19 protein-coding genes and 1 pseudogene are annotated in these 21973 nt (G+C 71.7%); 2 read left to right on the plus strand and 18 right to left on the minus strand.

Features of this window, described 5'->3' with window-relative positions; genetic code table 11:
* The first annotated feature begins 9 nt into the window (after nt 1–9).
* Nucleotides 10–438: a YbaB/EbfC family nucleoid-associated protein gene (locus ACFQO7_RS20660; protein WP_376807863.1), complete on the plus strand. Its 429-nt coding sequence runs from the start codon at nt 10–12 to the stop codon at nt 436–438.
* On the plus strand, nt 431–814 hold the full coding sequence (locus ACFQO7_RS20665) for a hypothetical protein (protein WP_376807864.1): 384 nt from the start codon (nt 431–433) through the stop codon (nt 812–814). The genes ACFQO7_RS20660 and ACFQO7_RS20665 overlap by 8 nt, the downstream gene beginning before the upstream one ends.
* A gap of 180 nt (nt 815–994) precedes the next feature.
* Here the strand turns inward: ACFQO7_RS20665 and dnaE are convergent, their stop codons facing one another.
* From dnaE to ACFQO7_RS20755, 18 genes and pseudogenes are all read right to left on the minus strand, one after another.
* Nucleotides 995–4531 carry a DNA polymerase III subunit alpha gene (dnaE, locus tag ACFQO7_RS20670; RefSeq protein ID WP_376807865.1) on the minus strand — a complete coding sequence of 1179 codons (3537 nt, stop codon included), beginning with the start codon at nt 4529–4531 and terminating at the stop codon, nt 995–997.
* A 90-nt stretch (nt 4532–4621) separates the two neighbouring features.
* Nucleotides 4622–5560, minus strand: a pseudogene (locus tag ACFQO7_RS20675) (MinD/ParA family ATP-binding protein); the annotation flags it as partial.
* Between the two features lie 328 nt (nt 5561–5888).
* Nucleotides 5889–6938, minus strand: a complete 1050-nt coding sequence (locus ACFQO7_RS20680; RefSeq protein WP_376807866.1) for a hypothetical protein — start codon at nt 6936–6938, stop codon at nt 5889–5891.
* A 45-nt stretch (nt 6939–6983) separates the two neighbouring features.
* Complete coding sequence (locus ACFQO7_RS20685) at nt 6984–7922, minus strand: RluA family pseudouridine synthase (RefSeq protein WP_376807867.1); 939 nt, start codon at nt 7920–7922, stop codon at nt 6984–6986.
* Nucleotides 7916–8539 carry a signal peptidase II gene (gene lspA, locus ACFQO7_RS20690; protein WP_376807868.1) on the minus strand — a complete coding sequence of 208 codons (624 nt, stop codon included), beginning with the start codon at nt 8537–8539 and terminating at the stop codon, nt 7916–7918. The genes ACFQO7_RS20685 and lspA overlap by 7 nt, the downstream gene beginning before the upstream one ends.
* An 81-nt stretch (nt 8540–8620) precedes the next feature.
* Entirely contained in the window at nt 8621–9055 is a 435-nt protein-coding gene (locus tag ACFQO7_RS20695; protein WP_203688058.1) for a TraR/DksA family transcriptional regulator, read from the minus strand.
* A gap of 582 nt (nt 9056–9637) precedes the next feature.
* Nucleotides 9638–11116: a potassium/proton antiporter gene (locus tag ACFQO7_RS20700; RefSeq protein WP_376807882.1), complete on the minus strand. Its 1479-nt coding sequence runs from the start codon at nt 11114–11116 to the stop codon at nt 9638–9640.
* A 14-nt stretch (nt 11117–11130) separates the two neighbouring features.
* Nucleotides 11131–11451 (minus strand): DUF167 domain-containing protein, encoded by a 321-nt coding sequence (locus ACFQO7_RS20705; protein ID WP_376807869.1) that lies wholly within the window; start codon nt 11449–11451, stop codon nt 11131–11133.
* A gap of 157 nt (nt 11452–11608) precedes the next feature.
* Entirely contained in the window at nt 11609–12271 is a 663-nt protein-coding gene (locus ACFQO7_RS20710; RefSeq protein WP_376807870.1) for a hypothetical protein, read from the minus strand.
* 355 nt (nt 12272–12626) lie between these two features.
* Nucleotides 12627–13406, minus strand: a complete 780-nt coding sequence (locus ACFQO7_RS20715) for a DivIVA domain-containing protein (RefSeq protein WP_120316109.1) — start codon at nt 13404–13406, stop codon at nt 12627–12629.
* A 62-nt stretch (nt 13407–13468) separates the two neighbouring features.
* On the minus strand, nt 13469–13759 hold the full coding sequence (locus ACFQO7_RS20720) for a YggT family protein (RefSeq protein WP_360539736.1): 291 nt from the start codon (nt 13757–13759) through the stop codon (nt 13469–13471).
* Between the two features lie 24 nt (nt 13760–13783).
* Nucleotides 13784–14551 (minus strand): cell division protein SepF, encoded by a 768-nt coding sequence (locus ACFQO7_RS20725; protein ID WP_376807871.1) that lies wholly within the window; start codon nt 14549–14551, stop codon nt 13784–13786.
* 166 nt (nt 14552–14717) lie between these two features.
* A complete protein-coding gene (locus ACFQO7_RS20730) occupies nt 14718–15491 on the minus strand; it encodes a YggS family pyridoxal phosphate-dependent enzyme (protein ID WP_376807872.1) in 774 nt (257 codons plus the stop codon).
* A gap of 91 nt (nt 15492–15582) precedes the next feature.
* Nucleotides 15583–16692 (minus strand): cell division protein FtsZ, encoded by a 1110-nt coding sequence (gene ftsZ / locus ACFQO7_RS20735; RefSeq protein WP_144121468.1) that lies wholly within the window; start codon nt 16690–16692, stop codon nt 15583–15585.
* 283 nt (nt 16693–16975) lie between these two features.
* Nucleotides 16976–17785, minus strand: a complete 810-nt coding sequence (locus ACFQO7_RS20740; RefSeq protein ID WP_376807873.1) for a cell division protein FtsQ/DivIB — start codon at nt 17783–17785, stop codon at nt 16976–16978.
* On the minus strand, nt 17785–19254 hold the full coding sequence (gene murC / locus ACFQO7_RS20745) for a UDP-N-acetylmuramate--L-alanine ligase (RefSeq protein ID WP_376807883.1): 1470 nt from the start codon (nt 19252–19254) through the stop codon (nt 17785–17787). The genes ACFQO7_RS20740 and murC overlap by 1 nt, the downstream gene beginning before the upstream one ends.
* A gap of 26 nt (nt 19255–19280) precedes the next feature.
* Complete coding sequence (gene murG / locus ACFQO7_RS20750; RefSeq protein WP_376807874.1) at nt 19281–20411, minus strand: undecaprenyldiphospho-muramoylpentapeptide beta-N-acetylglucosaminyltransferase; 1131 nt, start codon at nt 20409–20411, stop codon at nt 19281–19283.
* On the minus strand, nt 20411–21931 hold the full coding sequence (locus ACFQO7_RS20755) for an FtsW/RodA/SpoVE family cell cycle protein (protein WP_376807875.1): 1521 nt from the start codon (nt 21929–21931) through the stop codon (nt 20411–20413). The genes murG and ACFQO7_RS20755 overlap by 1 nt, the downstream gene beginning before the upstream one ends.
* Between the last annotated feature and the right edge of the window lie 42 nt (nt 21932–21973).

Genomic DNA, 21973 nt, shown 5'->3' on the forward strand with positions numbered 1-21973 from the left:
GGAGCCGCCGTGGCACAACGCTCCGATCGCGACGCCAACTCGGCGCTGCGGGAACGCTTCGCACAGGTCCACGACCAGTACACGCGGCTGCGCAACGGCATGGGCGACCTGCAGACCAAGCTCAAGGCCTACCGGGCGACCGAGAAGTCCCGCGACGGGCTGATCAAGGCGTCGGTCGATGCCCGCGGCCGGCTGGTCAAGCTGGAGCTGGAGCCTGCCGCGCTGCGCTCGTACAGTGCCTCGGGCCTCGCCGAGGAGATCACGAAGACGATCGCGCGGGCGTCCGACGCCGCGGGCGTAGGCGTGTCGCAGCTGATGGCCGAGGTGATGCCGGCGGAGTCGGGCGCGATGTCGTTCCTGCGTACCAATGACATGAACGACCTGCTCAAGCGGCACGACGACATCATGGACTACCGCCCGGAGCCGCGCGATGGGTGACGAGATCCCGATCCGCCCGATGGCCTGGCCCGGCGGCGACGGCACGCACCTCGACCTCGACCTGGCCCGCGACGCCGGCAGCCGGATGACGGCGGCCGGCAAGGACGTCACGGCGCTGCGCAACGGCACCGGCGCGAGCATCGACTCGGCCGGGCAGGCCAAGCCGTGGGGCACCGACGACGTCGGCAACGCCCTGGACAAGGGCTACTCCGAGATCGCGCCGAACATTCTCGCGCTGTGGCGGCAGGTCGGCACGGCCATGGAGTCGATGGGCGCCAACATCACCCAGGCCGCCACCGTCACCACCGACACCGACGTGGCCACGGCCAAACGCACCGACCAGGCCGCCAACCACAAACCGGACATCCCGGTCTGACCCGAGCCGCCGGGCTCTCGAAGATCGCCGTTTCCGGTCAGGATCTGCAGTGCGACCATAGGTTTTGACCGGAAACAGTGATCTAGCGCCAGGCCGCCGCTGCTCCCCGCCGACGCCGAGCCACGCCGCTGCCGAGGCCGGCCCCCGGCGACCTCGACCGAGCCGGGGCCTACGTGCTGCTCAGCCCGCCAGGGCGGACGGGCCGAGCAGGGCCTTGAGGTCGGCCATGAGCGCGGGCACCGGAGCGACACGCATCGGGCCGAGGCGGTAGGTCGACGACTTCGATCCGTTGGTGAGGCGCACGTGCACCTCGGCCTTGCCGGGGTGGGTCGACAGCACCTCGCGCAGGCGCTCGACCAGCGGCGGGGTGCACCGGTTGGCGGGCAGCGCGACCACCACCGGCCGGGCGTTGTCGTCGGTGACGGTGGTGTCCGGGATGGACATGTCCATCGCCATCAGCTTGGCCTGGTCGTCGCGGCGGTCCGCCCGGCCCTTGACCACGACGATGGCGTCCTCGGCGATGTACTGGCCGACCAGGTCGTAGGTGTTGGGGAAGAACAGCACCTCCACCGCGCCGTCGAGGTCCTCCAGGGTCGCCGAGGCCCACGCCTTGCCCTGCTTGGTGATGCGCCGCTGGACGCCGGAGAGGATGCCGGCCAGCGTGACGATCTGCCCGTCGGCGACGCCGCCCTCCTCGTTCAGCGCGGCGATCGACATGTCGGCGGCCTTGCTCAGCACGTGCTGCAGCCCGAACAGCGGGTGGTCGGAGACGTACAGGCCGAGCATCTCGCGTTCGAAGACGAGCAGGTCGGTCTTGTCCCACTCGCCCGGCGGGATGGGCGGCGTGACGATCATGCCCGCGCCGGACGAGTCGGTGTCGGCGAACGCGGAGCCGAACAGGTCGAACTGGCCGATGGCCTCGTTCTTCTTGACGCTCATGAACGAGTCGATGGCGTCGGCGTGCACCGACAGCAGGCCCTTGCGGGGGTGCTCCATCGAGTCGAACGCGCCGGCCTTGATCAGCGACTCGACGGTGCGCTTGTTGCAGGCCACCGCGTCGACCTTGCGCAGGAAGTCGTAGAAGTCGGTGAACGCGCCCTGCTCCTTGCGGGCCCGCACGATCGCCTCGACCACGTTGCCGCCGACGTTGCGCACCGCGCCGAGGCCGAAGCGGATCTCGTCGCCGACCGGGGTGAACCGGGCCGTGGACGCGTTGACGTCAGGCGGCAGCACCTTGATGCCCATGCGGCGGCACTCGGCCAGGTAGACGGCGGACTTGTCCTTGTCGTCGCCGACGGAGGTGAGCAGCGCCGCCATGTACTCGGCCGGGTAGTTGGCCTTGAGGTAGGCGGTCCAGAACGAGACGAGGCCGTATCCGGCGGTGTGCGCCTTGTTGAAGGCGTAGTCGGAGAACGGGACCAGGATGTCCCACAGCGTCTTGATCGCCGCGTCGGAGTAGCCGTTCTCCTTCATACCGCCGGAGAAGGGCACGTACTCCTTGTCGAGGATCTCCTTCTTCTTCTTGCCCATCGCGCGGCGCAGCAGGTCGGCCTGGCCGAGCGTGTAGCCCGCCAGCTTCTGCGCGATGGCCATGACCTGCTCCTGATACACGATCAGGCCGTAGGTGTCACCGAGGATCTGCTCCAGCGGCTCGGCCAGCTCGGGGTGGATCGGCACCACCGGCTTGCGGCCGTTCTTGCGGTCGGCGTAGTCGTTGTGCGCGTTCGCGCCCATCGGGCCGGGGCGGTAGAGCGCCAGCACGGCGGAGATGTCCTCGAAGCCGTCCGGGACCATCGAGCGCAGCAGCGCGCGCATCGGGCCGCCGTCGAGCTGGAACACGCCGAGGGTGTCGCCGCGGGCCAGCAGCTCGTAGGTGGGCTTGTCCTCCAGCGGCAGGTCCTCCAGGACGAGATCGACGCCCCGGTTGTTCTTGATGCCCTCCAGGCAGTCGTCCATGACGGTGAGGTTGCGCAGGCCGAGGAAGTCCATCTTGAGCAGGCCGATGGACTCGCAGGCGCCCATGTCCCACTGGGTGATGATGGCGCCGTCCTGCTCGCGCTTCTGGATCGGCAGCACGTCCATCAGCGGCTCGCCGGACAGGATCACGCCGGCCGCGTGCACGCCCCACTGGCGCTTGAGGCCCTCGATGCCCTTGGCGGTGTCGACGACCTTCTTGGTGTCCGGGTCGGTGTCGTACAGCGCCCGGAACTCCACCGCCTCCGGGTAGCGCGGGTGGTTGCTGTCGAAGATGCCCGACAGCGGGATGTCCTTGCCCATCACCGCGGGCGGCATCGCCTTGGTGATCTTGTCGCCGACCGCGAACGGGTAGCCGAGCACCCGGGCCGCGTCCTTGATCGCGGCCTTGGCCTTGATGGTGCCGTACGTGATGATCTGCGCGACCCGCTCCTCGCCCCAGCGCTGGGTCGCGTAGCGGATCATGTCACCGCGCCGGCGCTCGTCGAAGTCCATGTCGATATCGGGCATGGAGACGCGGTCGGGGTTCAGGAAGCGCTCGAACAGCAGGCCGTGCGACATCGGGTCGAGTTCGGTGATGCGCAGCGCGTACGCGATCAGCGCGCCGGCCGCCGAACCACGCCCCGGCCCCACCCGGATGCCCTCCTTGCGCGCGTACTCGCACAGGTCGGCGGTGACCAGGAAGTAGCCCGGGAAGCCCATCTTGCAGATGACGTCGAGCTCGTAGTCGGCCTGGCGCAGCCGGTCCTCGGGGACCCCGTTCGGGAACCGGTCGCGCAGCCCCCGGTGCACCTCGGCGCGCAGCCACGACTCCTCGGTGTAGCCCTCCGGCACCGGGAACGACGGCATCAGGTTGCGGTGCGCGAACACCTCCTTGTAGTCGCCGATCCGCTCGGCGATCTCCAGGGTGTTGTCACACGCGCCCGGCACCAGGTCGTCCCACTGGCGGCGCATCTCCTCGGCCGACTTGAGGTAGAAGTCGCGGGCGTCGAACTTGAAGCGCTTCGGGTCGGCCATCGTCGAGCCGGACTGCACGCACAGCAGCACCTCGTGCGCGTCGGCGTCCTGCGCGTACGTGTAGTGCAGGTCGTTGGTCACCAGCGGCTTGAGGTTCATGTGCTTGCGCAGCCGGTCGAGCCCTTCGCGGGCCGCCTTCTCGATGCTGATGCCGTGGTCCATCAGCTCCAGGTAGAAGTTCTCCTTGCCGAAGATGTCCTGGAACTCGCCCGCCGCCGCCACGGCCTTGTCGAAGTCGCCGATGCGCAGCCAGGTCTGGATCTCACCCGAGGGGCAGCCGGTCGTCGCGATGACGCCCTTGCCGTACGCGTGCAGCAGCTCGCGGTCGGCCCGGGGCTTGTAGAAGAAACCCTCCAGGCTCGCCCTGGACTGCATCCGGAACAGGTTGCGCAGGCCGTCGGCGTCGGCCGCCAGCATCGTCATGTGGGTGTACGCGCCACCGCCGGAGACGTCGTTCTCCCCGCCGTCGGCCCAGCGCACCCGCGAGCGCTCCTGCCGGGGCGTGTTCGGGGTGACGTAGGACTCCACGCCGATGATCGGCTTGATGCCGGCGGCCGTGGCCTGCTTGTAGAAGTCGTACGCCCCGAACATGTTGCCGTGGTCGGTCATCGCCAGGGCGGGCATCTGGAGGCGGTTGGCCTCCTTGAAGAGCTCCTTCAACCGGGCCGCGCCGTCGAGCATCGAATACTCCGTGTGCACGTGAAGATGCACAAAAGAGTCGCCCACGGCGCACCCACCCCCAGCTAGTCGACGGTACGCCTCAGCCTAGTCCTGCGCTCCGACGCGTTCCACCCGCCGCTCGGCGGGTGCCGGGCGTCACCGGACGAACGGTTCCACCATCGCCGACGCCGCGTTCAGCCACGCCCGCTTCGTGGTCGGCTGGAGCGCGCCGTACTCGATCGACGAACCGGTCTCCAGGGCCGGGTCGAACGGCACCACGACCACCGCGCGGGTGCGCGTGGCGAAATGCTTGCGCAGGTCCTCCAGCAGCGGCGAGGTGCCCGGGGTGGCGCAGGACAGCAGCGTCACCGCGTTCTCCGCGAGCTTGCCCAGCCCGATCTCGTGCAGCAGGTCGATCATCCAGTCGGCGGTGAACGCGGCGTCCTCGCGCGGCACCGTCGTGATGACGAGCTGGTCCGCGGCGCGGATCACGGTCTGCCAGTTGGCGCTCTCCACGTTGTTGCCGGTGTCCACGCAGACGACGTCGTGGGTGCGGCACAGCAGCTCCAGCACCCGGCGCACGGTGTGCTGGTCCAGGCGCTGGGCGAAGCGCGGGTTCTCCTCGCCGGCCAGCACGTCGTACGACCCGTCGGAGGCGTGGCGCAGGTAGTCGTCGAGCCGGTCCTTCAGCTCGCCGATCGGCGCGTTCTCGATCTCCAGCAGGTCGGCGAGCAGGTGCCGGATGGTGCGCGCGTGCCGCGCGCTGCCGGCCCGCAGGCCGAGCGTGCCGCGCAGCTCGTTGTCGTCCCAGGCCAGCACGCCGCGCCCGCGCACGCTGCCGATGGTGGCCGCGGCGAGCACGGTGGCGGTGGTCTTGTGCACCCCGCCCTTGGGGTTGGCGAACGCCAGCACCTTCGGCCCGCCCAGCTCCCGGCGCAGCACCGAGACGGCGTGGTCGACGTCGTCGGGGCGGGCCGCGGGACGCCACTCGATCCGCCCGGCCGGCGCGCCGTACGCGGGACCGCTCGGCGCGGCGGTGGCCGGCCCGCCCGGTGCCGGGTCGACGGGCGCCGGGTCGCGCGGCGGCGCGGCGCGGGCCCGGTCGAGCAGCACCCGCCAGCGTGAGGTCGCCTCGGCGGGCGTCAGCTCGCCGGGTCGGCCCCAAGCCGTGGGGCCGTCGCCCCGCTGGCCGTTGCGCTCCACGGTGTGCGCCCTCCCCGCCCTGCCATAGTGATCAATGATCAACGCGGTGCAAGGCTACGCACCCCGACACCAGCTTGACCACCCTATGTGTTCAGGCACCCGCACCTCCAGACCCTGACGGCCGATTGCCGCCGAGAAGAGGTGAAGAGCACTTGCGAACCGGGTCTCCCCGTACTCAACGACGCCACTCGATGCAGGGTGCGGACACCCCCGGGGAACCTCACCGGTCGGCCTCCCCGCCGTCGGAGGCCGCCGCCGAAGGGGCGTGCGCCGGGGACGCCGGCACCGTGCCGTCCTCGGACGGGCTGGTCTCGGCCACTGGAGACGCGTGCGGCGACGCCGGGGTGGCGGCGCCGGGCTCGCTCGGCTCCGCGCCGGGACGTTCGCTCGGCTTCGCGCTCGGCTCGGCGCTCGGCGAGGCGCTGGGCGACGCGCTCGGCGAGGCGGCGGGCGTGGCGGAGGCGGCCGGGTCGAGCTGGCCGACCTGCTCCGGCAGCGGGGGCAGGAAGACCGCCCGGTCCAGCCGCCGCACCTCGGGCGCGGGGTCGACCGCGCGCACCTCGGGCCGGGACGCGATCTGGTCCAGCGCCGCCGGGGTCGCCCGGACCACGGCCGCGTACACGCAGGTGCAGCCCGTGCGGTAGGCCTCGGCCTCGGCCTCGGCGACCGCGGAACCGCCCAGGTAGGTGTCGCGCAGGCGCTCCTCCTCCGCGTCCGCGGTGGTCAGCTTGCCGGCCAGGCCCTGGAAGTCCGCCGCGTCGGCGTCCTTGCGCCGGGCGACCTGCTTCATGCCGGCCACCACGTCCTCAGGGATCTTGAAGGCGGGAATGCGGACCGACGCGGTCTGCGTCTTCGCCAGCGGCACGCGGGCGTAGACCTCGACCACCGACACGCCGCCGAGCACCGGCGTGAGCCGTTCGGGGGCCAGGTACGCCTTGAGGCTGACCAGGGCGTACGTCTCGATCGGAGTGGCCGAGGGCCGTTTGAGCAGCCCGGCGAGTTCCGAGCGGGCCTGCCGGGCGTACAGCGGCACCGACTGCCCCTGCACGACGCCCACCTGCACCGTCTCGCCGAGCGTGCTCTCCGGGGTGGCCGTGGTGCCGCGGTGCGCGGTCCACACCACGGCCAGCAGCACTCCGGTGACCCCGACCAGCGCCGCCGCGGTGAGCAGCCGCAACCGCAGCCGCCCGCGCGCGATGCGGACGAAGCCGCCCGCGAGCCGCGGCACTATCACCTGATCCAGATGCCGCAGGAACCTTTGCGGGCGCATCCGGCGTCCCTTCATCCGGCCTCGCGCGGGGGGCGCGAGCGCGTGTCAACCAGCCTCGCGCAGCAGCGCGAGCGCCTGCGCGAGATCTGGCGGGTACTCGCTGACGAACCGGACCTGGAGTCCGGTGCCGGGGTGGATGAAACTCAGCTCACGCGCGTGCAGCCACTGCCGGTGCAGGCCGAGGCGGGCGGAGAGCGTGGGGTCGGCGCCGTAGGTGGTGTCACCTACGCAGGGGTGCCGCAGAGCGGAGAAGTGCACCCGGATCTGGTGGGTGCGCCCGGTCTCCAGTCTGATGTCGACGAGGCTGGCGGAGGGGAAGGCCTCCAGCGTGTCGTAGTGCGTGATGCTGGGCTTGCCGCCCGACATGACGGCGAACTTCCAGTCGTGCGTGGGGTGCCGGTCGATGGGGGCGTCGACCGTGCCCCGCAGCGGGTCGAGGTGGCCCTGCACCACGGCGTGGTAGCGCTTGTCCACCTCGCGGTGCTTGAAGGCCCACTTCAGCGCGCTGTACGCGGACTCGCTCTTGGCGACGACCATGAGGCCGGTGGTGCCCACGTCGAGCCGGTGCACCACGCCCTGCCGCTCGGCCGCGCCGCTGGTGGCGACGGTCTGACCCATCGCGGCCAGGCCGCCGATCACGGTCGGGCCGGTCCAGCCGGGGCTGGGGTGGGCCGCGACGCCGACGGGCTTGTCCACCACGACGATGTCGTCGTCGCTGTGGATGATCCGCAGGCCGTCGACCCGCTCGGCGATCACGGCGGGGGCCGTGGGCGGGGCGGGCAGGGTCACCTCCAGCCAGCTGCCGCCGGTGACCTTGTCGGACTTGCCCCGCGGCACCCCGTCGACGGTGGCGTCACCGGATTCGACCAGCGTGGCCGCCGCGGTGCGGGACAGCCCGAACAGCCGGGACACCGCCTGGTCCAGCCGCATCCCGTCCAGCCCGTCCGGGACCGGCAGGGAGCGGGTCTCGCCCCGGGTCACCATGCCTGGGACCCGCGCTCGGAGCCGACGGCGGCCGACGGGGCGGGCTCGTCGTCGGTGGCGGTGTCCTTCTCGGACGTGATGCGGCTGCCGTCGCGCTGGCGGCCCTGCAGCTCCAGCAGGATCGCCAGGCTCACGCCGCCGACCAGCGCCATGTCCGCGACGTTGAAGATCGGGAAGGCCCGGCCGTGGGCGTCGAACACGCTGATGAAGTCGACCACGTGGCCGTGGAACGGGGCCGGGGCCCGGAAGACGCGGTCGATCAGGTTGCCGACCACACCGCCGACGATCATGCCGAGCGCGATCGCCCACGGCAGCGAGCGCAGCCGCCGGGCCATGAAGCCGAGCGCGCCGAGCACGATCAGCGCGATGATCGGGAAGATGTAGGTGTGGTCTTCCAGGAGGCTGAACGCCGCCCCGCTGTTGCGGGTCAGCGACATGTAGACCGCGCCGCCGAGCAGCCTGATCGGCTCGTGCGGGTCCAGCTTCGTCGCCCACTCCTTGGTGACCAGGTCCAGCACGATCGCGAACCCGGCCATGCCCACGAGGACCGACAACGCGGGGCCGCGGCCGATCCGACGTGGGGAGTGCTCCGGTTCCCGTTCGCTTTCCTGGTCCACCGACACACTCCCCAAGTCACGGCGCGGCTGCGCCCTTCGTACGATCATGCCGGGTCGGCCCGCCCGGCCGGCAACCGGGCCCTAGCGGCGCTCTTCCAGCTGCTTGCAGGTCACGCACAGCGTGGCGGACGGGAACGCGGCCAGCCGCTCCACCGGGATGGGGTTGCCGCACTTCTCGCACCACCCGTAGCTGCCCTCGTCGAGGCGCTCCAGTGCGCGCTCCACCTGGGTGATCCGCTCCAGGATGTTGTTCGCGAGGGTGATCTCCTGCTCGCGCTCGAACGTCTTGGTGCCGGTGTCGGCCTGGTCGTCGCCGGCCGAGTCGGTGAGCCGGTCGCGCTGCAGCTCCGCGATCTCGACGAGCGTGTGGTCGTACTCCTCCTGCAGCTCGTCGCGGCGCGCGGTGAGCGCCAGGCGGATCTTCTCGGTCTCCGCGGCGCTGCGATCACCCTTCTTCACCGTGGTCGCCTTGGCGGCCGTACGGCTGGCGGTCTTGGACTCGGCAGGTTTGACCATGGTCGCTCCCTCGGCCGCGGACGTGGCGGCGCTCGGCGTTGCCTGGGCAGGGGGATTCTCTTCCGTCCCGGCGGCACGCCGCCGGGTGGTCGGGGTGGCGTTCGCCGACTTCTTGGCTTCGGCGGCGGCCGCGGCGGGCTTGGCCGCCGTCTTCCGCTCGGGCACGGCCGGGCCGGCCGCGCGCTTGCGGGCAGTGGTGTCCGAGGTAGCCGTCACCGTCTCCCCCTTAGCCGTGGCCGCCCCCGCGGCCACTGTCTTCACGGAGCGTTTCGGCGCCGCGGTGGTCTTCGCGACGGCCTTCTTCGCCGCCGCTCCGGTCTTGCTCCCGCCTGCCCTCTCGGCCATGGCGTCCCCCAGATGCAAAACGGGCGCGCGGCTCACGCCGCGCACTCCAATAGGCTGGCAAGAATACGGAACGTATGGACGGTCCACAAACATGCCACGCACTGCCTGCCGAATTCCTGTGAGTACCCCGGAATCATCCGAAGTATCCGCAGGAAAGGCACGGATCAACGCGGTCATGCCGGACATTGCCGCGTGACCGTCCCTTTCTGGTGAATTTGGCAAAAGGGACAATATCACCTAGTCCCCGTGTTCTCTGCCGTCCTCTCCGAACCAGTGGGCCAGCCGGCCGCGCCGACTCACCGCCCGCAGCCGACGTTCGGCTTCGTCGCGTACCGATTCGGTGGCGACAATAAGCAGACTGTCACCCATTCGCAACCGTGTGTCGCGATCGGGCACGAACCCGGCACCGTCGCGCAGCACCAGCGTCACCGACGCGCCCACCGGCAGCCGCAACTCGTCGAGATGCACCCCGGCCAGGCCCGACCCGGGCGGCACCTCGATCTGCAGCAGCTCGGCGTGCATCCGGTCCAGCGGGGCGGTCTCCACCCGCAGCTCGGTCGCCTCCCCCGGCGCGGTCACCCCCAGCCGGACCGCCACCGCGGGCAGGGTGCCCGCCTGCACCATGGTGAACACCACCACCAGCACGAACACGATGTTGAACAGCGCCTCGGCGCCCGGCACGCCCTGCGCCAGCGGGATGGTCGCCAGCACGATCGGCACCGCGCCGCGCAGCCCCGCCCAGGACAGGAACAGCTGCTCCCGCCAGCCCACCCCGAACGGCGTCGCGCTGGCCAGCACGGACATCGGGCGGGCGACGAAGGTCAGCACCACCCCGGCCAGCACCGCGGGCACCAGCATCTGGACCAGGCCCGGCGGCGACACCAGCAGGCCGAGCAGGACGAACAGGCCGATCTGGGACAGCCACGCCAGACCGTCCGCGAAGCCGAGGATGGCCTGGCGGTGTGGCAGGCGGGAGTTGCCGAGCACCACCCCGGCGGCGTAGACGGCCAGGAAGCCCGAGGCGTGCACGACGGCCCCGCCGGCGTACGCCAGCACGGTCAGGCCGACCGCGGCCAGCGGGTAGAGGCCGGCGGCGGGCAGCGCCGCCCGGCGCATCAACTCCCGGCCCACCACCCCGACCAGCACGCCGATCACGGCGCCGGCCGCCAGCTCGTACGCGATCAGCAGGGCCTCCTGCCACCACGGCCCGATGCCCGCCGGGCTGGACAGCAGGATCACCAGCAGCACCACGGGGGCGTCGTTCATGCCCGACTCGGCCTCCAGCGTGGCCACCAGCCGGGGGCGCAGCCGCAGCCGGCGCAGCGTGGAGAAGACGGCGGCCGCGTCCGTGGACGACAGCACCGCGCCGATCAGGGCCGCCGTGCGCCAGTCCCAGCCGAGCAGGTAATGGCAGACCACGGTGACTGTCACCACGCTCACCAGCACGCCCAGCGTGGACAGCGTGGCGGCCAGCCCCAGCACCGGTCGCAGCGTGGTCCAGCGGGCGGTGAGGCCGCCCTCCGCGATGATCAGCACCAGAGCGCAGGTGCCGAGCAGGCGCACCAGTTCGGCGTCGTCGAAGCGCAGGCCGAACACCGAACCCAGCACCACGCCGATGGCCAGGTAGACGAGCAGACTGGGCACGCCCAGGCGGGTGGACCAGCGCACGGCGGCCACCGCGACGAGCAGCACCGCGGCCCCGATCAGCAGGGCCATGTCGAGATGCGCGATCACCGAGCCGCCTCGTGCAGCGCGGCCAGGCGGTCCGGCAGGTCGGCGGGCGGCGTCTCGATCAGGAAGAGCTTGTCCCGGCTCGCCTGGCCGGCACGCAGCGAGACCGTGGCCGCGGGCAGGCACAGCGCCTCGGCCAGCGCGCGACGGGCTGCCTCGGTCGCCCGGCCGTCCACCGCGGGCGCCTGCACCGCCACGACCAGCGCCGTGCCGTGCGGACCCGGGTAGGCGCCGCCGACCCTCGTCCGGCCCGCGCCCGGCTTGACCCGGACCGCGACGACCGCGGGTTCCGTCACCGACGAGGACCGATCACGTGCCATGACCCATTGTGCCGGTAGCCCCCTTCGGGCTCGTGGAGGGCCCGGGGGTTGCACGGGCTCCGGAAGCACGGGACCGCCCCGGCACGCCACCCGGTCAGGGTGGTGCGCCGAGGCGGTTCCGGGTACCGCCGTCGCGCGGCGGAGGACCCGGGCCCCGTCAGACCCGGCGTGCGTCGGCCAGCAGCGCGCTGTCCGGCTCGCAGAGACCACAGGGGCTGAAGCCCAGGTCGACGGCCTCGGAGACCGGCAGCGGCTCGTACGGCCGTCCCAGCAGGTGCACGCACCCGGCCACGTGGTAGCGCGGCCGGCCGTCGATCACCAGCACGTCCGCCGACATCCGGGCGATCCGCGCCGCGTCGGCCGGCGAGACGCGCTGGGTCACCGGCTCGTCCGGCGGGTCCTCGTCGTCGAAATCGTCGGCCCGCCCGCCCGAACCCTGCGCCGGCAGCATGACCTCGGTCTGCTGGTATCCGGCGGACATCGGTTCGGTGTCGGTGCGGCCGAGCACCGGCTGGCGCGCCGGCTCGTCGTCCCAGTCGTCCCGTTCGGGAACCCGGGGCGGCACCACAGCCCGGCCGCCGGCACGCCGGCCGACCGGTTCGTCATCCTCGTCACCGTCGAACTGCTCGTCCTCGTCATCGTCGAGGAGCCCGGCCGCGGCACGCGCGGCGGCAGCCTGGCGTGCGCCCACCACGAGGGCGACCGCGGCCAGCAGGCTGGTGCCGATCGAACCGACGAGCAACCCGCTCGATCCGTCCGTCAGCCCCAGCACGAGCAGCACGACGGCAACGAGGATGAGCAGCAGACTTGCGACTATCACAGCTCACCCCCGCCGCGTCGGCGTTCCAGGTCTCGGCCGGGTCCGGGACACGCTCCTGGGCATCACCCGGGGGGAAGCGCTCACGAACCCGCCGTCTCGCTACCGGCGCGGGAGGGTCCCGCACCGGCGAACCAGGGGCGCCGCGCCGTTTGCCGGCTCGGAGGCACCCAGGCCCGTTTTCCATTGCGGTGCGGCGGCAGCGACGAGGGGTGAGGCTGCCGCGGTGACACTGGCTGTGCGTGAGGGGTGTTACTGGTGTGGTTCAGGCCGCCGGGAGACCCGCCGCGCCCCGGCGGTCCGCCGAAACGGACCGCCCGTGGGACGCCGGTCGTGCCACCCGGTGGCTAAAGCCGCCTCAGCGGCCGTTGAAGGAGCCCGAACCGGAGCCCGCGGCGGCCAGGCCACCGCCGGCCGGCCGGTCCTCGCGGCCGATCTCGGCCTCCAGGCTCTGGCCGCGGCCTTCCAGGTCGCGCAGCTGGCTCTCCAGGTACGCCTTCAGGCGCGTGCGGTACTCCCGCTCGAACTGCTTGAGCGTGTCGATGTGCTGCTGCAGCGCGGTGCGCTTGGCGTCCAGGCCGCTGATCGCCTCCTGGTGGCGCTGGCGGGCGTCGCGCTCCAGCGCGTCGGCCTTCGCCCGGGCGTCCCGGGTGACCTCCTCGGCCTTGGAACGGGCCTCGGACAGCACCTTGTCGGCCTCGCGGCGCGCGTCGGACACGTGGTCGTCGGCGGTGCGCTGGGCCATCATCAGCACGCGCAGGGCCTGCTGCTCGCCCTCGGGGCCGGACATCGCCGCCGCGGCCGCCATGCCGCCGCCGCGCAGCTGCTCCAGCTCGTTCTGCATGGCGCGGGCGGCCTGCTCGGCCGCGGACTTGTCGCGCTGCATGCGGTCGAGCTGGGCCTTCATCTCGTTCAGCTCCGCCGCCAACCGCGGGTCGGGGCCGCCGGGACCGACCGGGCGGCCACCGCCGCCACGCTCGACCTGCATGCGCAGTTCGCTGTTCTCTTCGATCAAACGGGCGAGTTCGCGCTCGACCTCATCGAGGAAGGCGTCGACCTCCTCCTCGTCGTACCCCCGCTTGCCGATCGGAGGCTTTTTAAAGGCGACGTTGTGCACGTCGGCCGGGGTGAGCGGCATCGAAACTCCTCGGGTCAGTCGCGGCCGCGTTGAGGAACGCTCGAACGGATGGGGGTCACCCGTCAGAGCAGTCCCTCGACGATAAACATCAGCACGAAAAGGATAATCAACAGGACGATGGAGCTCAGGTCGATGCTCACGGTACCAATGCGCAACGGTGGGATCACACGCCTCAACGCTTTGAGAGGCGGATCAGTGACGCTCCACACCACCTCGAGCGCGGCCGCCGACCCCCGCGCCGGCTGCCAGCGCCGGCTGAACGAGAGCACGTACCCCATCACGAACCTGGCCAGGAGCACCAGGTAGAACACGTAGATCGCGATGTACACGACCTGCAGCACAGGCGAAAACACGACAGTCGGAGTCCCTCGGTAGGACTAACTCTGGTTGAGGTACCCACCCTCGGCGATCTTGGCCTTGTCCTCGGCGGTTACCTGGACGTTGGCCGGTGAGAGCAGGAACACCCGGTTGGTGACGCGCTCGATCGTACCCCGCAACCCGAATGCGAGTCCCGCAGCGAAGTCAACCAGACGCTTGGCGTCCGCCTCGTCCATCTCCGTCAGGTTCATGATCACCGGCGTGCCGTCCCGGAACCGCTCCCCGATCTGCCGCGCCTCGTTGTACGTGGTGGGGTGCAGCGTGGTGATCTGCGGCCGCCGGTCGTCCTCGGCCGTCGCCGCCACCCGCTGCTGCGGCTGCACCTGGGGCGCCAGCGCCAGGTTGTCGCGTGTCGCGGTGGTGGTGGTCGACGCCGTGGCCGGGGCCGCGGTCAGCGGACGGGTGATCGGGCGGACCGTGGCCCGCTCGGCCCGCGCCGCCTCCAGGCGCGCCTCCACGTTCAGCCGGGTGGCCTCCGCCCGGGCCGACTCGCGGGCGGCCTCCAGCCGGGCCGAACCGCTGCGGTCGGCCGCCATCCGGGTACGCGGAACCGACGGCGCCTCGTCGAGGTCGTCGTCGTCCTCGAAGTCGTCGTTGTACCGGCCCCCGTCACGCGAGTAGCGGTCCTCCGCCCGGTCGCCGCGGCGACCCCCGCGGTCGCGGTAACCGGAGGAATACCCCTTGTCGTAGGCAGGCTCGTCGTACTCGTGCTCGTCATCGTCCTCGACCAGCCCGAGCCAGACACCCGCCTTCCGCAGTGCGCCCATTGCCGCGCCCCTCCGTCCGCCGTGCGGCACAAACCCCCGTGCCTGTGCCGCTCTCGCGCAGACACCAGCTCTCCATCAAAGCCCGCCACCAAGCCAGTGCCTGCCGCACTTCATCTTCACTCACGTGGGTTAACCACACTCGTGTAATTTCGGTGCGACCGCCAGGCTACCGCAGGGGTGGTCGCATTCCGAGAATTGCGCTGCCGATGCGCACATGTGTCGCGCCGCACGCCACGGCCTCGTCGAGATCGTCGCTCATACCCGCGGACACCACCGTCGCGTCAGGATGTTCCGCCCGGATCAGCGCGGCGCACCGGGCCACCTCGGCGAAGGCGCGCTCGGGCGCCCAGTCCAGCGGCGCCACCGCCATCACGCCGCGCAGCCGCAGCGCCGGGTCGGCGGCTATCGCGTCCGCGACACGTCTCAGCGCCCGATCGGGATCGTCACCGGTGGGCAGCGCCCCGCCCCGGTCCGGGTCACCGTCCACACTGATCTGCACCAGCGCGTCGAGCGGCCCCGGCCGGCCCTCCTCGGCGGCCCGCGCCGCCGCGGCCCCCAGCGCCGCCGCCAGCCGCACCGAGTCGACCGAGTGCACCATCGCCGCGTACGAGGCCACGGAGCGGGCCTTGTTCCGCTGCAGCTGCCCGATGAAGTGCCAGCGCAGGTCCACCCCTGCGGCGGCCGTCTGCGCGGCCTTGGGGGCGGCCTCCTGGTCGCGGTTCTCCCCCACGTCGGTCACCCCGAGCGCGGCCAGGTGCAGCACGTCGGCGGCGGGGTAGGTCTTGGTGACCGCGACCAGGGTGATCTCCGCCGGGGCGCGTCCGGCCCGCGCGGCGGCCGCCGCGATGCGCTCGCGCACGGCGGCCAGGTTCGCCGCGATCTGCTCGCGCCGCTGCTCGTCAATCAAGATCCACTCCAGGTACGAAGAAGCTCCGGTCATGCCGTTCATACCGCATGACCGGAGCTTCGATCACGAGAGGCGGGCCGCTCGCGGAACCGTTCTTCAGGCTGTGCTGCTGCTTCTTGAAGAACTAAGAACCGTTCTTCAAGAAGTCCGGCACGTCGACATCGTCGAACAGCACCTTGCGCTGCGACTGCGCCGGAGGTGTGCTGGTCGGCGTCGGGTGGCGCAGCGTCGGCGCCTCCACCGGCGGGGTGACCTTGCGCGGGATCTCCACCGGCTTGTACGACGGCGAGCCCCCGTCGAAGCCGGCCGCGATCACGGTCACCCGCACCTCGTCGCCGAGCGCGTCGTCGATGACCGCGCCGAAGATGATGTTCGCGTCCGGGTGGGCCGCGTCGGTGACCAGCTGCGCCGCGTCGTTGATCTCGAACAGGCCCAGGTCGGAGCCGCCCGCGATGGACAGCAGCACGCCGCGCGCGCCGTCCATGCTCTGCTCCAGCAGCGGGCTGGAGATGGCGCGCTCGGCCGCCTCGACCGCGCGGTTGTCGCCGCGGGCGCTGCCGATGCCCATCAGCGCGCTGCCCGCGCCGCTCATGACGCTCTTCACGTCGGCGAAGTCCAGGTTGATCAGACCCGGCGTGGTGATCAGGTCGGTGATGCCCTGGACACCGGAGAGCAGCACCTGGTCGGCCTGGCGGAACGCGTCCATCATGGTGATGCCGCGGTCGCCGAGCGCCAGCAGCCGGTCGTTGGGGATGACGATGAGCGTGTCGCACTGGTTGCGCAGCTCCTCGATCCCGGACTCGGCCTGCACCTGGCGGCGCTTGCCCTCGAAGGAGAACGGCCGGGTCACCACGCCGATGGTCAGCGCGCCGAGCTTGCGGGCGATGTTGGCCACCACGGGCGCGCCGCCGGTGCCGGTGCCGCCGCCCTCGCCGCAGGTGACGAAGACCATGTCGGCGCCCTTGAGCACCTCCTCGATCTCGTCGCGGTGGTCCTCGGCGGCGTTCTTGCCGACGTCCGGGTTGGCCCCGGCGCCCAGGCCCCGGGTCAGCTCGCGGCCCACGTCGAGCTTGACGTCGGCGTCGCTCATCAGCAGCGCCTGCGCGTCGGTGTTGATGGCGATGAACTCCACGCCCTTGAGGCCGACCTCGATCATGCGGTTGACGGCATTGACGCCACCGCCGCCGATGCCGACGACCTTGATGACCGCGAGGTAATTGTGCGGAGGTGTCATCGGACCCTTCCTTCGAGGCTCTTGTGCCACAAGGGCGAGGGCAACACCCCCACCCGGCCTAGCTTGCCGCAGCGGCGGAGGCGGACCTCCGGTCACTGCCGCTCCGGCAGCGGTTCGGGGCGGGAACCCTAAACCTCTACTAGAGCCTTACGGTTATGTCAATCATTGTCTTGTACGGAAACGTAAGCGTCGGCACGCTGTGATCCAAGGACCACTGCGGCGTGTCTCGCCTTCCACTATGGAGACGTCGCGCACGTCGCCGCCGCGACGGCCGCCGGACGGCTCAGCCGAGCGTCACGACCTCCGGCACGCCGCTGACGTCGATGCGCTTGTCCGGCTTGGCCAGCAGGGCGTCCGCGGCCTTCGCCTTGTCGTCGCTGTTCTCCGCGTCGCCCCAGGTCACGACCCGGTCTCCGGACATCTCCAGCCTGATCCGCGCCGGGCCCTCGACGACCAGGGTGACCAGTTCGGACCGCAGCCGCTTGGTCAGCGACCGCAGCACCGCGAGCGCGGACTGGGTGGAGACGTCCTGTGGGCCGGGCGTGGCCAACTGCACCCGCACGACGCCGGACGGGACGCCGGAGACCGTACGGTAGATCACACCATGATCATCGAAAAGATCGTACTTCTTTCCGTTGGGCACCGCGCCGACCGGTGTGCGCTCGACCACCTCGATGACCAGAGTGGACGGCCAGCTGCGGGACACGGTGACCGCGCGGGCCGGGGCCAGCGCCGCCACCCGGGCGCGCACCGCCTCGGTGTCCACCCGGGCCAGCGGGGTGCCGTCGGGCACCGCAGCGGCGGCGCGCACCTGGTCCGGCTCCAGGATCAGCGCGCCCTGCACGTAGACCTCGCGCACCCCGAGCACCGGCGAGACGAAGATCAGCCAGCCCAGCGCGCCGAGCGCCAGCAGCGCGCCGGTCACCAGGCCCAGCCGGGCGACGATCCGCCGGTTGCGGCGGACCCGGCCCGCCCGCGAGAGAGGGATCCGGGTGCGCCGCATGAACTGCCGGACCCACGGCGGGACCGCGTCGGTGCCGGCCCGCACGAGCCGCCAGCGCCGCCGCGATCCGTCGTCGGGGCCCTCCGGCATCAGGCCGACTCTCGGGCGTCCGGCGAGGCGTGGCGGGCGACGTAGCCGTTCGGGGAGACGGGCTCGGCGCGCTCGGCCAGGGCGGCCATGAGCTCGTCACCCATCAGCGAGATCGGCGGGGCGCCCATGGTCACCACCACGTCGCCCTCGCGGACCCGGCGGACCACCTCGCCCGGCACGTCCTCCCAGGACGGCACGAAGATCTTCCGCTCCGGCGGCAGCGGCACGGCCGCGGTCAGCGCGACGCCGCCCTCGCCCGGCTCGCGCACCTCGCCGGGGCCGAACACCTCCATGATCACGGCCTCGTCGGCCAGCGCCAGCGCGGTGGCCATCTCCTCCTGCAGGTCCCGGGTGCGGTACATGCGGTAGGGCTGGAACACCACGACCAGGCGGCCGTCACCGGCGACCTCGCGCAGGGTGTGCAGGGCGGCGGTCATCGAGGTCGGGTGGTAGGCGTACTCGTCGTACACCCGTACGCCGCCGACGATGCCCTTGAGCTCGAAGCGCCGCCGCACGCCCGGGTGCGCGGCCAGCCCGGCCGCCACCACCTCGGGGTCGACCCCGAGCTTGAGCGCGGTGAGCACGGCCGAGGCGCTGTTCAGGCCCAGGTGCCGGCCGGGCACCGGCATGGAGAACTCGCCCAGCTCCTGCCCGTTCAGCGAGGCCAGGTAGCGCACGCCCGCGGCGGTCGTGGTGATGTCGGTCAGCCGCAGGTCCGCCTCGGGCGACTCGCCGTAGGTGTACACGGTGCGGCCCAGCTCGCGCAGCCGCGCGGTGACCCGCATCGCGCCTGGGTCGTCGGCGCAGGCGACCACGAAGCCGTCCGGCTCGACCAGGGTGCCGAACTCGACGAACGCGTCCTCCAGGTTGGCCAGCGTGCCGTACGTGTTGAGGTGGTCCTCCTCCACGTTCGTGATGATCGACACGTGCGGCCGGTACAGCAGGAACGAGCGGTCGCTCTCGTCGGCCTCGGCGACGAAGAACTCCCCGGTGCCGTGGTGGGCGTTCGAGCCGACCTCGGAGATCTCCCCGCCGATCACGAAGGACGGGGCCAGCCCGGCCTGCTGCATGATCAGAGTGATCATCGAGGTGGTGGTGGTCTTGCCGTGCGTGCCGGCCACCGCGATGGTGCGCCGCCCGGTCATCGACGCCGCCAGCGCCTCCGAGCGGTGCAGCACGCGCAGCCCGCGCTTGCGCGCCTCGGCCAGCTCCACGTGGTCGGCCGGGATCGCGGTCGAGTAGATGACCGTGTCGACGCCGTCCAGGTTCGACACGTCGTGGCTCATGTAGATGGTGCCGCCCAGCGCCCGCAGCGCGGCCAGCGCGGGCCACTCGCGCAGCTCCGAACCCGACACCGGCACGCCGCGGGTCAGCAGCAGACGGGCCAGCCCGCTCATGCCGACGCCGCCGACGCCGATCATGTGCACCCGGCCCAGGTCCTCCGCGGTGAGCACACCCGCCGGGATCATCTCCGCCGTCTCCACTGCACGCCTCCCTAGTTTCGCTTCGCCGACGCCAGCGCGTTCAGCAGGAACGAGCGCAGCTGCTCGTCACCGTCCCGCCGGCCGTACGCCGCGGCCGCGTAGCCCATCGTGGCCAGCCGCGCCTGGTCCGTCACCAGCGGCAGCACGTTCTGCTCGATCCACTGCGGGGTCAGCTCGCCGTCGTCCACGATAAGTCCACCACCAGCCTCAACGACCGGGAGCGCGTTGCGCCGCTGCTCGCCGTTGCCGTACGGCAGCGGCACGTAGATCGCCGGCACCCCGAGCGCCGCGGTCTCCGCGCAGGTCATCGCACCACCGCGGCACAGCGCCAGGTCGGCGGCCGCGTAACCGAGCTCCATCTCGTTGATGAACTTGACTCGCACGTACGGCGCGTCCAGGTCGCTCGGCACGTCGAAGTCCTCGTTGCGGGCCCCGATCACGTGCAGCACCTGCACGCCCGCCGAGGTCAGCGCCTTCGCCGAGGCGGCCACCGCCAGGTTGATCGAGCGGGCGCCCTGCGACGCGCCGAACACGAACAGCGTCGGCCGGTGCGGGTCCAACCCGAAGTGGGCGCGGGCCCGCTCGCGCAGCGCCGCCCGGTCCAGCGTGGCGATGGACTGGCGCAGCGGCACGCCGACCACGGTCGCGCCGCGCAGCGACTCGTCCTGGCGCGGCTGGTGCGGGAAGCCCACCGCCAAGTGGTCGGTGAAGCGCATGCCCATCTTGTTGGCCACCCCGGCCGGCACGTTCACCTCGTGGATCACGATCGGCGTGTGCCGCCGCCACGCCGCCAGGTAGGCAGGCACGCTGACGTAACCGCCGAAGCCGACCACCGCGTCCGCCTCGACCTCGTCCAGGACCGCGCGCGCCGCCTTGGTCGACCGGAACATCCGGTCCGGGGTGCGCAGCAGGTTCATGTTCACCGAACGGGGCAGCTGGTACGCCGGGATGTGCCGCAGGTCGTAGCCCGCCGCCGGGATCAGCTCCGTCTCCATGCCGCGCGGCGTGCCCAGGCACGTGATACGCAGGTCCGGGTCGTGGCGGCGCAGACAGTCCGCGAACGCCAGCAGCGGATAGATGTGCCCGCCGGTGCCACCACCGGCCAGCACCACCGACCGCAACCGGCCGTCACCTGACACCATCACCGTCTCCTCTCACCCGGGCCACCTGCCTTGGTGGGCCGTCCCGGCGAGCCGCCCGAACGGCGGTCCCCCGGGGACTCCCCACCCGCGCGCGACGCCGGCTCCTTCGCCTGCGGCTCGCGCGCCTTGGCCACCCCCGTCGCCGCGGTCGCGGCGGCCGCCGCGTCGGCGGGTCGCGCCGGCGAGGGCAGGGGTGGCAACGGGGCCCACACTAGCTGGGCCCACTTCGGGGCCGGACGGGCATGCAGGGCTCGCGCCGCGTCCGGCTCCGCGCGGGCGAACGACGCCAGCATGCCGACCGCCGCCAGGGTCACCACCAGGGCCGTGCCGCCGTCGGAGATGAACGGCAGCGGCAGGCCGGTGATCGGCAGCAGCTTGACCACCCCGCCGATGTTGATGACCGCCTGCGCCACCAGCCACAGCGTCACCGCGCAGGCCGCCATCCGGCGGAACGGGTCGTTGACCCGGCGGGCGATGCGCAGCCCGGTGAAGGTCAGCACGGCGAACAGCGACAGCACCACCAGGCAGCCGACCACGCCGAGCTCCTCGGCGATGACCGCGAAGATGAAGTCGTTGTGCGCGCTGGGCAGCCAGTTCCACTTCAGGCTGGACTTGCCCAGCCCCACCCCGAACCAGCCGCCGTCGGAGATGGCCAGCAGGCCCTGCTTGGACTGGTAGCAGGTGTCGTCGTTGGCGGTGCAGCTGATGATCTCCGCGTCGGTCTGGAAGAACGCGCCGAACCGGTCCGACCGGTAGCCGCCCAGACCGGGCGCGACGATCAGCAGCGCGATGCCGGCCAGACCGGTGCCGATCAGCATGCCGAAGTAGCGCATCGGCGTGCCGGCCGCCCAGAGCAGGCCGATGAACAGGATCAGCAGGCACAGCATGGTGCCCAGGTCGGTGTACCCGACCAGCACGAACAGCAGGCCCACCAGCGGGAACAGCGGCGTGAACAGCTCCTTCAGCCGCACGATCGAGTTGCCCTTGCGGGTCAGCACGTCCGCGCCCCACAGCACCAGCGCGAACTTCGCCAGCTCCGACGGCTGGAGCTGGACCGGCCCGAGGTAGAGCCACAGCGTCTCGGAGTGGATGAAGCCGATCTGGGGCTTGGGCAGCACCTTCGAGGCGTGCAGCAGCGCGATGCCGTCCATCAGCACCAGCAGCACGATCGACAAGGTCAGCGCCACCGGGGCCATGGCCCGGAAGGTGCGCCGCGGCAGGCGCTGGCAGACCCAGAACGCGGCCAGGCCCACCACCGCGGCGATGACCTGCTGCGCGATGACCGCGAACGCGTTGCCGCTGGCGCTGTACGCCGCGACGCTGGTCGCCGAGTAGACCATCGCCAAGCCGATGACCAGGAGCAGGCCGGCACTGGCCAGGAGCAGGTAGTAGGAGGCCAGCGGGCGGGACAGCAGCCCGCGCAGGGCGGCCAGCCAGGTGAACAGGTCCACCCGCAGCGCACGGGGAGCCGGCGTGCCCGCCTCGGCGGGCGGGGCTGCCGTACGGGCGTCACCGGTCATCGAGAGGACTCCGATCTCGGCCGCTGCGGACGGGGTGCTGTT

Origin of the sequence: Catellatospora aurea, from assembly GCF_042663325.1 — a bacterium.
Taxonomy (GTDB): Bacteria; Actinomycetota; Actinomycetes; order Mycobacteriales; family Micromonosporaceae; genus Catellatospora; species Catellatospora aurea.

Coding starts and splice junctions, on each gene's coding strand:
- ACFQO7_RS20700 (WP_376807882.1), bottom strand. CDS start 11,116: ATGGCCCTGCTGATCGGGGCCGCGGTGCTGCTCGTCGCGGTGGCCGCC.
- ACFQO7_RS20695 (WP_203688058.1), bottom strand. CDS start 9,055: ATGGTCAAACCTGCCGAGTCCAAGACCGCCAGCCGTACGGCCGCCAAG.
- ACFQO7_RS20665 (WP_376807864.1), top strand. CDS start 431: ATGGGTGACGAGATCCCGATCCGCCCGATGGCCTGGCCCGGCGGCGAC.
- murC (WP_376807883.1), bottom strand. CDS start 19,254: ATGATCCCGGCGGGTGTGCTCACCGCGGAGGACCTGGGCCGGGTGCAC.
- ACFQO7_RS20680 (WP_376807866.1), bottom strand. CDS start 6,938: ATGCGCCCGCAAAGGTTCCTGCGGCATCTGGATCAGGTGATAGTGCCG.
- ACFQO7_RS20705 (WP_376807869.1), bottom strand. CDS start 11,451: ATGGCACGTGATCGGTCCTCGTCGGTGACGGAACCCGCGGTCGTCGCG.
- murG (WP_376807874.1), bottom strand. CDS start 20,411: ATGGTGTCAGGTGACGGCCGGTTGCGGTCGGTGGTGCTGGCCGGTGGT.
- ACFQO7_RS20715 (WP_120316109.1), bottom strand. CDS start 13,406: ATGCCGCTCACCCCGGCCGACGTGCACAACGTCGCCTTTAAAAAGCCT.
- ACFQO7_RS20730 (WP_376807872.1), bottom strand. CDS start 15,491: ATGACCGGAGCTTCTTCGTACCTGGAGTGGATCTTGATTGACGAGCAG.
- ACFQO7_RS20725 (WP_376807871.1), bottom strand. CDS start 14,551: ATGGGCGCACTGCGGAAGGCGGGTGTCTGGCTCGGGCTGGTCGAGGAC.
- ftsZ (WP_144121468.1), bottom strand. CDS start 16,692: ATGACACCTCCGCACAATTACCTCGCGGTCATCAAGGTCGTCGGCATC.
- ACFQO7_RS20740 (WP_376807873.1), bottom strand. CDS start 17,785: ATGCCGGAGGGCCCCGACGACGGATCGCGGCGGCGCTGGCGGCTCGTG.
- ACFQO7_RS20685 (WP_376807867.1), bottom strand. CDS start 7,922: ATGGTGACCCGGGGCGAGACCCGCTCCCTGCCGGTCCCGGACGGGCTG.
- ACFQO7_RS20755 (WP_376807875.1), bottom strand. CDS start 21,931: ATGACCGGTGACGCCCGTACGGCAGCCCCGCCCGCCGAGGCGGGCACG.